This is a genomic window from Streptomyces sp. NPDC002018 (genome assembly GCF_042890865.1).
GTDB lineage: Bacteria > Actinomycetota > Actinomycetes > Streptomycetales > Streptomycetaceae > Streptomyces.
In genome coordinates, this window is sequence record NZ_JBIASO010000003.1 from 299,127 (window position 1) to 311,990 (window position 12,864).

General features: G+C 72.2%; 8 protein-coding genes and 1 tRNA gene. 4 read left to right on the forward strand and 5 right to left on the reverse strand.

The window, feature by feature from the left end:
- The first annotated feature begins 121 nt into the window (after window positions 1–121).
- The gene (locus ACFYYH_RS06950; protein WP_388546918.1) at window positions 122–1,375 is read left to right on the forward strand and encodes a hypothetical protein; all 1,254 of its coding nucleotides are present in this window, start codon (window positions 122–124) and stop codon (window positions 1,373–1,375) included.
- Between the two features lie 598 nt (window positions 1,376–1,973).
- Here ACFYYH_RS06950 and ACFYYH_RS06955 read toward each other — a convergent pair.
- The 3 genes from ACFYYH_RS06955 to ACFYYH_RS06965 form a co-directional block, all read right to left on the reverse strand.
- A complete protein-coding gene (locus tag ACFYYH_RS06955) occupies window positions 1,974–4,436 on the reverse strand; it encodes a tetratricopeptide repeat protein (RefSeq protein WP_388546921.1) in 2,463 nt (820 codons plus the stop codon).
- A gap of 254 nt (window positions 4,437–4,690) precedes the next feature.
- A complete protein-coding gene (locus ACFYYH_RS06960; protein WP_388546924.1) occupies window positions 4,691–5,347 on the reverse strand; it encodes a response regulator in 657 nt (218 codons plus the stop codon).
- Window positions 5,344–6,930 (reverse strand): histidine kinase, encoded by a 1,587-nt coding sequence (locus ACFYYH_RS06965; protein ID WP_388546926.1) that lies wholly within the window; start codon window positions 6,928–6,930, stop codon window positions 5,344–5,346. Before ACFYYH_RS06965 ends, ACFYYH_RS06960 begins: the two co-directional genes overlap by 4 nt.
- 131 nt (window positions 6,931–7,061) lie before the next feature.
- Between ACFYYH_RS06965 and ACFYYH_RS06970 the strand changes: the two genes are divergently transcribed.
- The gene (locus ACFYYH_RS06970; RefSeq protein ID WP_388546929.1) at window positions 7,062–7,805 is read left to right on the forward strand and encodes a class I SAM-dependent methyltransferase; all 744 of its coding nucleotides are present in this window, start codon (window positions 7,062–7,064) and stop codon (window positions 7,803–7,805) included.
- A gap of 268 nt (window positions 7,806–8,073) precedes the next feature.
- Here the strand turns inward: ACFYYH_RS06970 and ACFYYH_RS06975 are convergent, their stop codons facing one another.
- On the reverse strand, window positions 8,074–8,850 hold the full coding sequence (locus ACFYYH_RS06975) for an SDR family oxidoreductase (protein WP_388546931.1): 777 nt from the start codon (window positions 8,848–8,850) through the stop codon (window positions 8,074–8,076).
- Between the two features lie 221 nt (window positions 8,851–9,071).
- On the opposite strand from ACFYYH_RS06975, the gene ACFYYH_RS06980 reads away from it, so the two are divergent.
- Window positions 9,072–9,938, forward strand: a complete 867-nt coding sequence (locus ACFYYH_RS06980) for a helix-turn-helix transcriptional regulator (RefSeq protein WP_388546933.1) — start codon at window positions 9,072–9,074, stop codon at window positions 9,936–9,938.
- 656 nt (window positions 9,939–10,594) lie between these two features.
- On the opposite strand, the gene ACFYYH_RS06985 is transcribed toward ACFYYH_RS06980, so the two are convergent.
- A tRNA-Arg gene (locus ACFYYH_RS06985) sits at window positions 10,595–10,667 on the reverse strand.
- Window positions 10,668–10,983: 316 nt separating this feature from the next.
- Here ACFYYH_RS06985 and ACFYYH_RS06990 point away from each other — a divergent pair.
- Entirely contained in the window at window positions 10,984–12,573 is a 1,590-nt protein-coding gene (locus tag ACFYYH_RS06990; RefSeq protein ID WP_388547267.1) for a dynamin family protein, read from the forward strand.
- Window positions 12,574–12,864: the final 291 nt, after the last annotated feature.

The following is a 12,864-nucleotide window of genomic DNA, read 5'->3' on the forward strand; positions in this document are numbered from 1 at the left end:
TGCAGGATTCCCGCAAGCCGACTGTCCACCCCCTGGGGGATTCCTGTCCTTGCGGCCGTGAATCCTCGCGGCCCACCCGGCCGAGAGCTCGGCCGGAGCGGAGTTACGGGGGATCGAATCCATGAGTGTGACAAGTCTGGAAGCGCACTGGCCGCCCGTGCCGGTGCGCCTGGACGTCGAACGCTGGGCCACGCGCAAGATCAGCAGGAGGGTTCTGGCCGTGGTGCACACGGTGACCGCCGGGCAGCGGCTGCTCGACGCGATCCGGCTGCTGGAGGGCGACACGCGGGTCCAGGTCTGTTTCACCTCGGCGCCCGACGTCTTCAGCAATGGTGTGGCCTCCTTCCTGGAGGAGCTGAAAGGGCTGGTACTGCCCTGGAGCCAGGCGGTACAGACCCCGTTCGACCTCGCGCTGGCCGCCGCCCACGGCAGCCTGCACGAACTGCATGCCCCGGTGATCGTGCTGCCGCACGGTGCCGGTCACAACAAGATCACTCCCGGTGGGGGGCGTGGCCGTACGGTCGCGGAGCGCGGGGTGTACGGACTCAGCAGGCAGCGTCTGATCAGGGATGGCGCGGTGGTGCCCGAATCGATCGTGCTGGCCCACGAGGAGGAGCGGACCCGGCTCGGCCGTGAGTGCCCCGAGGCGCTGCCCGCCGCCGAGGTGGTCGGTGACCCGTGCTACGACCGGATGGTCGCGAGCCTGCCCTCACGTGCGCTCTACCGTGAGGCCCTGCGCACCAGGGCCCATCAGCGGCTGGTACTCGTCTGCTCCACCTGGGGACCGCATTCGCTGCTGGGGCAGGGGACGGAGTTGCTGGAGCGGCTGGTCGGGGAACTGCCCAGGGACGAGTTCCGGGTCGCCGCCCTGCTGCATCCGAATGTGTGGAACGCCCACGGCGAATGGCAGATCCGTAGCTGGCTGGCCGGGCTCGCCCGTGCCGGACTCACCGTGGTGAGCCAGTACGGCGACTGGGTCGGCGCGGTCGCCGCCGCCGACTACATCGTGGGCGACCACGGTTCCATCGCCCTGTACGGCGCGATGACCGGCGTACCCGTCCTGATGGCGGGTTTCCCGGATCCCGATCTGGATCCCGGATCGCCGTTGGCCGAGCTGCGTTCCTTCGCGCCCCGGCTGCACGCGGACCGTCCGCTGCGCAGGCAGCTCGACCGCAGCTCCGCCACGTACCGCGCACGGCAGTACGAACAGGTCGCGGCCCGGATCACCTCGGAGCCGGGCCGGTTCGCCCGGAAGATGCGCGCGTTGATCTACCGGAAGCTGCGGCTGCGCGCGCCCGCCGTACGGCCGACCACCGAGCCCGCGCGCCTGCCGGTCACCCTGCGGTACGACGAACCGGGCAGCGTGGCGTCATGACGGGGCTGACGGTGGTCGTCTCGGAGACGGTCATGTCCGGGGCGGAACGGCGGGGCGGGGCGGTACAGCAGGGCGGGGCGGTACGGCGGGTCCGTGTGGCGCTGGTGCACCCGGACACCGGTCTCCCGGTCCTGGACGAACATCTCCGGGTGGTGCTTCCGGCCCCCGACCCATGGCCCGTACTCGCCGATGTACTGCTGGGCGACGGCGACGGCGACGGGGCGGCCAGCGCGGCGGAGTTGGCCGCGCGTCACCCGGGGGCGCTGGTGGCGGGGGTGCGGGAGGGGCCCGTGTGCCGGCTGCGGCTCGGTTCGGACGGCACGGAACTGACGCTCAGAGCGCCGTCACCGGCGGCGATGCCTGCGTCGGCACCGCGACCGGCACCGCCGCCGACCCCGCGACGGGCGTCGACGCCGGCGCCGGCACCGGACTGGGGAATCTGGGCCTCGCTGGTCCACACGTGGGCGGTGGCGGGACTGCCCTGGGAGGAGCTGGCGTCGGTGTCGGTCCGGCTCCTGCCGTCCGGACCGGGGGCGATGTCCTCCGGTACGCCGTCAGCCCGGCTGTTCGGTCAGTGCCCAGGCGGTTCGCCCTACCGTTACTCCGTCTGTCCCTCCGTCTCTCCCCCCGACTGTCTCTCCGACTGTTCGTCAGGCTGCTTGTCAGGCCGCTTGTCGGGCTGCTTGTCGGGCCGGACGTCCGGCTGTTCGGCCGACCGTTCCGCCAGCCGTTCGAGCCCCACCCGTACCGTCCGCGCACCATCCGATTCCGACCGTCCCGCCGCGGAGTAGAGCTCCAGCGCCTCCCGGTAGCGGTCTCTCGCGAGGCCCGGCTGCCCGCGTCGTTCGGCGAGCCCGCCCAGGCTCTCCAGGACGCGGGCCGTCTCGTAGTCGGCCGCCGTGGCGCGCAGCGCGCTCAGCGCCACGGTGAGCCGGTCCTCCGCCTCGTCGAGCCGGTCCAGACCGAGGTACGCGCGGCCCAGCAGGGTGGTCGCGCGTGCCGCGTTGTAGGGGTCGCCCTCGTCCCGCAGCGTGGTGTACGCGGCGTCGGCGTCGGTGGCCGCCTGCTCGTGGAGCCCTCGCGCGAGGGCGACATCGGCGAGGTTCAGCCGGGCCAGACCGCCGGCCCGCGGGTCGCCGCATCCCGGTAACTCCGCGGCGGCGCGTCCGAAGAACTCGGCCGCGCGGTCCAGGCGGCCGAGTCTCTGGTGCGCGAGCCCCCGGTAGTTGAGCGTACGGGCGTGGCCCAGCGCGTCCCCGTCGGCGCGGAACGTTTCCGCTGCCCGTTCGAACATCTCCAGAGCCCGTTCATGGCTCCCCATGCCCAGCTCGCCCACCCCGCCGGAGGTGAGCATCCGGCACTCGGCCGCCCGGTTTCCCGACTCCCGGGCGGCGATCAGCCCTTCCTCGTGGGCCGCGCGCCACTGCTCGTAGAACTTGCGCCGCAGGAACAGCGGCCACAGGGCGTCCGCGAGCTGCCAGCCGACCGAGGGGAAGCCGGCGGGGCGCGCGCGATGGATCACCGCCATCAGATTGGGCAGTTCGCGCTCCAGCCAGTCCAGCGCGGATTCGGGGTCGTCGCCGAAGTCCGCGACGAGGACCGGTCCGTCGCCGTAGTCGCGGTCCAGCGTGCGGTGCTGGGGGTCGACGATCTCCTCGGCGCGGGTGGCGCTCGCGAGATAGTGGTCGGCGATACGGCGCAGGGCGGCCTCACGTTCCGACGGGGGTTCGTCCTCGCGCGCCTTGGCGGCGGCGTGCAGCCGTACGAGGGCGTGGAAGCCGTAGCGCTCCTCCTCGGTGCCGTACCCCGTCGCGGACCCGGCCCCGGACCCGGACGCAGCCCCGGACCTGGACGCAGCCCCGGACGCGGACGCGGATCCGGACCCGGACGCGGACTCGGGTGCGGACCCGGAACCCGGCGCGTACTCGGACCCCTGCCCCGCCCCCTGCCCGTACGCGGGGTCGGACGCGCCCCCGGTCCCCGCGTCGATGAGCAGGTTCGCGTCGTGCAGCACATCGAGCAGCTCGGTCGCGTCCTCCGCCAGCACCGCGTTCGCCGCCGCGCCACTGAACTCGGGCCCCGGGTGCAGCCCCAGCAGCCGGTAGAGCCGGGCCGCCGCCGGTGGCAGCCCTGTGTACGACAGGTCAAGCGCCGCCCGCACATTGTGGTCGCCCTCGATGGCCAGCGCTTCCAGCCGGTCGTGTTCCTCGGTGAGCGCGCGCACCATCGTGGCGATACCGCGCCGGGGGCGCGCCGCGAGCCGGGCACCGGCGACCCGGACCGCGAGGGGCAGCCCGGCACACAGCTCGACCAGTGCGCGCGCGTCGTCGGGCTGCGCGGCCACACGGCCGTCCGCGAGGGTGACATCCAGCAGTTCGACCGCCGCCTCCGGGGCGAGGGGGCCGAGATGGATGGAGTAGCAGCCGTCCACGGTCAGCCCCGGCATCCGCCAGCGGCTGGTCACGGCCGTCACATTCTGGCCGCCGAGCACCAGCGGTCTGACCTGGGCGGCGGTGGCGGCGTCGTCGAGCAGTACGACAAGCCGTCTGCCCGCGGTCAACGACCGGTACAGCGCGGCCCGCTCGGGAAACGCGGCGGGCACCTGCTGGGTCGGCACGCCCAGCGCGCGCAGGAACCGGCTGACCACCTCGCCCGGTGTCGCGGGGCCGCTCGGCGACTGGGCGCCCAGATCCGCGTAGAGCTGACCGCCGGGGAAGTGCGAGCGCAGTGTGTGCAGCCAGGCCAGCGCGACCGCCGTCTTGCCGACGCCGCCCAGACCGCTGATCGCCGCGAGCGTGGGATGGCCGTCCCGGGCGGCGCGGGCGCGGTGGCGCTCCAGCGCGTCCAGCTCGGCCGTGCGGTTGGTGATGGGGGCCGACGGGGGGAGCTGCCATGGCACATGCGGGGTGCCGTCCCCCGCCCCGGCCTCCGAACGGATATGGATCCCGCCGTACACCGTGCCGGCCTGGACGGCGGTGCCGTGCACCGTCCCGCCCAGCTCGTTGTGGTCGCGTCTCTCCCGGTCCTCTTCAGGCCCCCGCACCTGTCCCCCTTCGCACATGTCAGTACCGTCCCTGGGAAACATCCTTTCCGTACGGACCTTCGAAATCACAACCGAGCGGTAACGTTCGGATCTGTTGGCTGATCAGAAGCCTCAGGACCCGGCTCCACGGACTGCTCCGCCGGACCGCTCCACGGGTCCACCCACCGGGCCACTTCATCGCGCCCGACTCCGTCCGACCGCTCCACCGGACCCGACGTCACCGGTCAGCCGTGGTCTCCGAGTTCTGCTCAGCCGGGGCCTCCGAGTCCCGCTCAGTTGTGGTCTCCGAGTCCCGCGTCGCGGGCCAGCAGAGCGGCCTGGACGCGATTGCCGGTGCCGAGAGCGGTGAGGATCCGGCTGACATGCGCCTTCACCGTGCTCTCGCGCATACCGAGCGCCGTCGCGATCTCCGCGTTGGAGTCGCCGAGAGCCAGCCGGGCCAGTACGTCGGTCTCGCGGGGCGTCAGCCGGGAGACCCTCTCGCGCGCCTCCCGCGCGGCCGGGCGCGCGGCGTGGTGGTAGCGGTCGATCAGCCGGCGGGCGGCGGCGGGGTGCAGCATGCCCTGGCCGGCCGCCACCACATGGACCGCCCGGATGATCTCGCGCGGATCCGTGTCCTTGAGCAGGAAGCCGTCCGCGCCGGCGGTGAGCGCGTCGTACACGTACTCGTCCAGGTCGAAGGTGGTCAGGGTGATCACCCGGGGCGGGCGGGGGAGTGCGCGGAGACGCCGGGTGGCGGTGATGCCGTCCATGCGCGGCATCCGTACGTCGACCAGCGCGACGTCGATGCTGTGCCGGCCCGCCTGGTCGACGGCGGCCAGCCCGTCCGCCGCCTCGGCGACGACGGTGAGTCCGGGGTCGGTGGCCAGCAGATCGACCAGCCCCAGCCGTACCAGGGCGTCGTCGTCGGCCACCAGTACGTTGATCATGAAAGAGAGGGCCGGGTGAGGTCGGCGGAGGAGACCGGCAGCCGGGCGGAGAGCCGCCAACCGCCACCGGTGGCACCGGTGTAGAGGTGGCCGCCCAGTGCCGAGACCCGCTCGGCCAGACCGATCAGGCCGTAACCACCGGGCAGCGCGGAATCCGTGGGTACGGGGGCCTCCAGGGGTGAGGCCTCGGCGGGCGCCGGGGCGCTGTCCCGGGGCGTGGCGTACGCCGGAACGCCGTTCCCGGACACGGCGGACTGCGGTGACGCAGCGGAATCCCCGGGTCCGGAAGGCCCCGTCACGCACGCGGGTCCTGTCACCCCCGCCGTCACACCCCCCGTCACCTCCGCCGACGCCTTTGCCGCCGTCCTCGCTGCCGGCGGCGTCAGCGCGGTCAGTTGTGGCACCTTCGTTGTTTTCATCGCTTCCGCAGCTTTCGTGGCTTCCATGGCTTGCGCGGTTTCCTTGGTTTCCGTCGCCTCGTTCGCCTCGTTCGCCTCGTTCACGTCCGTCACGTCCGTCACCCTGAACTCGTCGGTGTCCCCGGCCGGTCCGTTGACCACCTCGACCGTTGTCGCCGGTGGTCCGTAGTGCACCCGTACGCCGACGGGTGTCGCGTGCGCGTGCTTGCGGGCGTTCGTCAGGGCTTCCCGTACGAGCCGGTGCACCGCCAGCCGATGACTGGTGGAGGCGCTCGCCACATCACCGGAGATCTCCGAGTCGATCTGCTGACCGGCGGCGCGTGCCTCGGCCAGCAGCTCCGCGAGATCCTGGAGCGCCGGGGCGGGGACGGCCGACCCGCGCCCCGCCCCTCCAGGCGTCCCCACGCCCGTCGCCCCGGCTGTCTCCCCCGGCTCGTCCGAGCGCAGCGCCCCCAGCACTTCACGCAGATCGTCCAGCGCCTGGCGGGTCGTCCCGCGCAGCAGGGCGATCCGTGCGGAGGTGGCGTCAGGAAGGGTCTCCGCCTGCACCTGGAGCACCCCGGTGTGCAGCATCAGCAGGCTCAGCCGGTGGGCGAGCACATCGTGCATCTCGCGGGCGATCCTGGCCCGTTCCGCCGAGCGCGCCTGCTCCGCGCGCAGTTCGCGCTCCACCCTCAACTGCTCGACCTGGTCCTTCAGCGCCTCCATCAGCCGTCGCCGGCTGCCCGCCCACATGCCCAGGGCGAGCGCCAGGCCCGCCAGTACGGGGTTGCCGAAGCCGGTCCAGGTAGCGACGCGGCCTTCGAGGAGCGACTGGTTCCGCACCAGCGCGAGGATGAGCCACGGCAGTCCGGCCGCCACGGCGATCGCCAGGCACACCCACACCTCGCGCAGCCGGTTGCGTGAGGCGAAGTGGTACAGCGTCACCAGCAGGGGCAGCACGCAGCCCAGCGCGACCGACACCAGCGCGAGGGCCGCGACGCTACGGGGAAGCCGATAGCGGCCGAGGGCGTAGAACGAGGCGATCACGCCCACCCAGGGCGCGGGGTCGGTCAGGGTGCCGCCGGCCGACCGGAAGCCTTCCAGCAGGGACATCAGGGCGAGCGCCACCGCGGAGGGCGCCTCCACCCACATCGGGACACCGCGTCCGGGCTCGGTTCTCACCCGGCCATCCTAGGGACGGGCAAAGGCCGTGCCCCCCGACGACCGGGCACCGGCACCCCCGACTTTCGTCGTACTCCGCCGTCGCACAACAGCGGATCTCCCGCCGCTCGCCGCTCCCTAGCGTTCTGGACATGGCTCTTACCTCGCCCCGCACTCCAGGGCCCCGCACAGCAGCACGCCGGACGCGCAGGTCCGTTTCCGAGCGGTCGGCGGCCCGGCGGTTCGCCGACCGCCGGCTGTTCCTCGCCGAGACGTTCCGGACCTTCCGTACGACCGGGGCCGTGACCCCGAGCGGCCGACGCCTCGCCGAGGCACTCGCCGCGCCGCTGGCGCGTCCCGCCGGGCGGCCGCGCGCCGTACTCGAAGTGGGAGCCGGGACCGGCGCGGTCTCGCGGATACTGGCGGATCTGCTGGGGCCCGACGACACACTGGATCTGGTCGAGTCCAACCCCCGCTTCGCGCGCGTGCTGGAGACGGACCTGCGTACGGATCCCCGGCTGGCGGTCCACGGGGAGCGCATCGGCCTGATCGCCGGGCCGGTGGCGGAGATCGATCCCGAAGCGCGGTACGACGTGATCGTCTCCGGGCTGCCGTTCGCCAATTTCCGTCCCGAGGAGGTCTCGGACCTGCTGACGCGGTATCTCTCGGCGCTCAACCCCGGCGGGCACCTGACGTACTTCGGCTACCGGGGCACCGCACGGCTGCGCGCGCTCACGGGGTCCTCGTCGAGCCTGGCGCGGCACGGGGGCGTGGTGCACGTCCTCGACTCGTTCCAGCGGGCCCATGCCACCGGCTGCCGCACCGTATGGGCCAATGTCCCTCCGGCGCGCGTCTGGAACCTGTCCATACCGTCCCGGGCCGGACTGTCCATCTGAGAGCGAGCCGCTTCCCGTCGTCAGGCCGAGGCCGGCCGCGCCCGGCCCACTGCCCGGCGCGGGCCGGTCGGCGGGCCCGGCGCGGGGGAGGCGGCGGCCGCCCGGGGTCACGCACCTGCGGTGCGCGCCCGGTGTCACGGTCACGCACGCGCGATGCCCGCCCGGTGTCGCGAACGCGCGGCGCCCGGCCCGTGTCCCGCGCGCGCGGCGGCCGGCCGGTGACCCGCGCGCGGCGCCCGCCCGGCTGCCCGGCCGTGGACCGGCGGCGTCAGCTCGGCTGCCCCGTCGGCATGACGACGACCTGCTGGAGGTTGACCCGAGGCGGCAGCGTGGCGATGAAGCCGACGGTCTCGGCGATGTCCTCCGGCGTGAGCCACTCGATCGTCTCCTTGGAACCGGCCAGCCATTCCAGCGCGCCGTCGTCGGTGACATGGCCCTGCAACTCGGTTCCGACGATGCCCGGCTCGATGGCGGCCACCCGGACGTTCTTCGGGCCCAGCTCCACCCGTAGATGCCGGGACAGATGCGTGACATAGGCCTTGGTACCGGAGTAGACCGCGAAGTTAGGGAAGATGTTCTGCGCCCCGATCGACGAGGTGTTGATCAGATCCGCCACACCGCGCTCACCCGCGGTCCTGACCAGTTGGGGGGTGAACGCGCCGATGACATTCATCAGCCCGGTGACATTGACGTCGATCTGCTGCCGCCACTGGTCCGTGCGCAGCTCCTCGATCGGGGCCGGCAGCATGACGCCCGCGTTGTTGAACAGCAGGTCCGCGCCGCCCAGTTCGGCTTCCACCTGGTCGGCGGCGCGCTGCACCGCCGCGCTGTCGGTCACATCGGCGGCGAAGGCCATCGCGGTGCCGCCGTTCTTCTCGATCCGGGCGACCAGATCGTCCAGCCGCTCCGCGCGTCGTGCCAGGACCGCGATTTTCGCACCCAGCGCGGCCAGATGCTCGGCCGAGGCCTCGCCTATACCGCTGGAAGCGCCGGTGACGACCGCCACACGGCCGTGCAGGGGCTTGGCAGGGTTTTCCATGGTCATGATCAGTGCACCTTCCATGACGGTGTCGGGACTGTGTGTACGGGAATGGGGGACGGCGTGTACGGGAATGGGGGACGGCGTTCCGCCGGACCACTCGCCCCACTTCCAGCACACCACCGCCCGGCCCGTCCCGCAGCGTCGGCGCTGGCCCTGGCCAGGCAGGTACCGGCAGGACCACCCGCCGGGCGGCACACGGGCCACCGCCCAGCCACACTGGGTGTATGGAGCGAAGCCGTGAGATCGCCGACTTCCTGCGCAGCCGTCGTGCCCGGATCACGCCCGACCAGGCCGGCCTGCCCAGCGACGGCCGCGCCCGGCGCGTACCCGGTCTGCGCCGGGAGGAGGCCGCCCGCCTCGCCGGAGTCAGCAGTGAGTACTACACCCGCCTCGAACAGGGCCGGGCCACGCATCCCTCACCCGAGGTGGTCGAGGCCCTCGCGCGTGCGCTCCACCTCGACCCCGCCGAGCGCGAACATCTCGGCGATCTGCTCGCCCGCCCCACCCCCGCGCGCCGTGCGCCCGCCGGCCCCCAGCGGGTGCGGCCCGGTCTCCATCTGATGCTCCAGACGCTCGACCATGTGCCCGCGTTCATCCTCGGCCGGCGCACCGATGTGCTGGCATCGAACCACCTCGCCCGCGCGGTGCTCACCGACTTCGACGCCCTGCCGGTCCCCCGGCGCAACCTGGCACGCTACTACCTGCTGGACCCCGAGGCCCGCGAACGTACCGGCGAGTGGGACCGTATCGCCGCCGAAACCGTCGCCGTGCTCCGCCTCGAAGCAGGCCGCTATCCCCAGGACCGCCAACTCGCCGATCTCGTCGGTGAACTCACCCTGCGCTCACCCGAATTCACCACCTGGTGGAACGACCACCGCGTCCTGCGCCGCACCCATGGTGCCAAGCACTACCGTCACCCCCTCGTCGGCGACCTGCACTTCTCCTACGAATCGCTCCAGCCCCCCGGCGACGGCGATCAGACACTCTGCGTCTACAACCCCGAGCCGGGTTCGCCCACCGCCCAGTCCCTGCTCCTCCTCAGAAGCTGGACCGCGCCGGACGCGACAGCGCCCCTCACCGATCCTCATTGATCTCACGGATACGGCCGGGCCTCCTGCCGTCTTCCCGTCCTCCGTCTTCCCGTCCTCCGTCTCCCCGTCCTCCCGCCCGTAGACACCGTCTTCAGACGCGTGTCGGCCGGGTGCCGGCGGCCGACGGGTCCCCTACGGTCGAGCGCCGGGGGACACAGCCGCTGGGATACGGGCGAATGTGGTCGCGTCCGCACGAACTCGTGTGTCAGGAGTCGTAGTCGAACCGGGCCTCGCGGTCCGGTGCCTCCGGAACCTCGGTACCTCCGGGGCGGGAGGGGCGGCTGGGACGACAAGAGAGGCAGCGGTAGTGGCGAAAGTCATGACGGCACAGATGATCAGGGAATCACCCTTCTTCGGCCTGAATGCCGAAATGTCCCGTACCGAACGCGGTGACCCCGCGGTGCCGCGCCCGGTCTCCGGGCCGCCGCCGCGCCGGGGCCGACGGGCACCGCACCGGCGCTTCGGCCGCGGAATGTCGGTAATTTCCGGGGAGGGCGGCCGTCACATTATGTGCGGCGTCGGGCACACCGGGTTCCGCCGACTTCGTCGCGGTGGCCGGTCCGGCGTTGACGCCGCCCCTACGCCGTGCCCGCTAAGCTGCCTCTGAGCTGCGGAAATACCCTCCCTGTAGGAGGGTCGCGCACCGCGCGTAGAAGCGCCCCCGGCAGGACTCGAACCTGCGGCCAAGTGCTTAGAAGGCACCTGCTCTATCCACTGAGCTACGGGGGCCGGATGGTGGCCTCGGTGACCTGGAGCCCGGGGTGGGTGGTTCCGTGACCTTGCCGGGACAAGGATAGGGCTCCGATCCCCTTGACCCGGTTGCTTCACGTGCGTGGCACGTTGTGGAGGTTCAGTGAAGCGAACCGATAATCGCAGGCAGGTGCGATTTGCGCATCGCTTTTGGCCTCCCGCGCCCCGGGTGTTGTGCACTCGTTATGCCTGCGCCCCACTCGTCCCGTCTGTCCCCGGTGCTTGATCGGCGCGCAGAGATGTCTATACGCTTCAAAAAGGCTCCAAAATTGGGCATTCTTCGCATGTGGTGACCTTGGATGTACGGCCCCAGCTGATCGACGCACTCTCCGCACTGCGCGACTGTGTCGCTGCCGTGCGTCTTCCACTGCCTCTTCCCGGTGCGCCGCGGGCCCGGCAGACCCGAGCGGAGCTGCTCGCCCAGCTCGACGACTATCTGCTGCCGAGGCTCAGGGACCCCGAAGCACCGCTGCTCGCCGTCGTCGGAGGGTCCACCGGTGCCGGAAAGTCCACGCTCGTCAACTCCCTTGTGGGACGGCGGGTCAGTGAGGCGGGGGTGCTGCGGCCCACCACGAGGACCCCCGTACTCGTCTGCCATCCCGAGGACCACCACTGGTTCGCGGGGATGCGGGTGCTGCCCCATCTCACCCGGGTCTGGCTGCCGCAGCAGGAGGAGGACGCGGCGGGGGGTCCTGACACCCTGGGGAAGAACACGCTGCGCGTCGAGACCGCCTCCTCCCTGCCCCGCGGGCTCGCCCTGCTCGACGCCCCCGACATCGACTCGCTCGTGGTGGACAACCGGTTGCTGGCCGCCGAGTTGATCTGCGCGGCCGATGTGTGGGTCATGGTCACCACCGCCTCCCGGTACGCGGACGCCGTGCCCTGGCATCTCCTCCGTACCGCCAAGGAGTACGACGCGTCGCTGGTGACCGTCCTCGACCGGGTGCCGCACCAGATGATCGACGAAGTGGCGCGGCAGTACGGGAAGCTGATGACGCGCGCGGGCCTGGGCGACGTACCCCGGTTCACCATCCCCGAGCTGCCCGAGTCGGCCGGCGGCGGGCGGGGACTGCTGCCCACCACCGCCGTCGCGCCGCTGCTCGGCTGGCTCGCGCACCGGGTCCAGGACCCGGCGGCCCGCCAGCAGGCACTGGTCCGTACGGCGGCCGGGGTGATCGATTCACTGAACGTACGGATGCCGGCACTGGCCGGGGCGGTGGCCGCCCAGTACGCCGCCTCCGTACGGCTCACGAGCGCCGTGGAGGAGGCGTACGCGGCCGAGAGCGAGCGGGTGCGCAGACAGCTCCAGCGCGGTGCCGTGCTCGCCGGAGACGCGCGTACGCGCTGGCGCGGCTACCCCCGGGACAGCTCGGCCCGTGAACTGCTCGACTCGCTGGCGGAGAGCCTGGGGGCGCTGTTGCAGTGCGCCGTCGCCGCCGCCGAGGAACGGGTCACCGAGGCGTGGCAGCGCGAACCCGCCGCCGCGGCCCTGCCCGCACCGGGTCCCGACCGTGAGGGGGCGGAGCGGGTCGGGATCGCCGTACGCCGCTGGCGCCGCGTGCTCGAGGAGCTGGCCGAGGAGGAGGTGCGGCACCTCGACCGCGCCGGCGCTCCCGACCCCGAGACCGTGGCGGCCCTGCTCGCCGCGGCCCTCCTGGGCGGCCGTCGGGCACGGGCGGCGGGGGAGCGGCTCGCGGACCGGATCGGGGCACGGGGGGCGCTGCGGCTGCGCGACCGGGGCGGCGCGCTGGTGACCACGTACATCGATCGCGTCCTGCACGCGGAACGCGACCGGCGGCTGGCACCCCTCGATGCCCTCGATGTGAACCCCGAGCCGCAGGCCGAGCTGATCGCCGCGCTGTCCGTACTCCAGAAGGAGAGATGACCGAGTGGCCGACGTGACCGCTGTTACGGATAAGGCGGAGAAATCCGGTGGGGCGGAAAAGGCCGGCGGGACGGAAAAAGCGAAGAGGGCCGGCAGAACGCGTAGGGAGCGTAAGGCAGATAAAGCAAGCGGTGCGAATAACGTAAATAGTGCAAATAATTCGAATGGTGCGGACAGCGTGAAGAGGTTCGGCAAGACCGCGGGGACGGACAGGGCGGATGCCCCAGGTACGACAGGCGCGACGGACACGAGGGAGGGGACGGACAGAACGGGGACGGACAGAACGGGGAC

Coding starts and splice junctions, on each gene's coding strand:
- ACFYYH_RS06950 (WP_388546918.1), top strand. CDS start 122: ATGAGTGTGACAAGTCTGGAAGCGCACTGGCCGCCCGTGCCGGTGCGC.
- ACFYYH_RS06955 (WP_388546921.1), bottom strand. CDS start 4,436: ATGTGCGAAGGGGGACAGGTGCGGGGGCCTGAAGAGGACCGGGAGAGA.
- ACFYYH_RS06960 (WP_388546924.1), bottom strand. CDS start 5,347: ATGATCAACGTACTGGTGGCCGACGACGACGCCCTGGTACGGCTGGGG.
- ACFYYH_RS06970 (WP_388546929.1), top strand. CDS start 7,062: ATGGCTCTTACCTCGCCCCGCACTCCAGGGCCCCGCACAGCAGCACGC.
- ACFYYH_RS06975 (WP_388546931.1), bottom strand. CDS start 8,850: ATGACCATGGAAAACCCTGCCAAGCCCCTGCACGGCCGTGTGGCGGTC.
- ACFYYH_RS06980 (WP_388546933.1), top strand. CDS start 9,072: ATGGAGCGAAGCCGTGAGATCGCCGACTTCCTGCGCAGCCGTCGTGCC.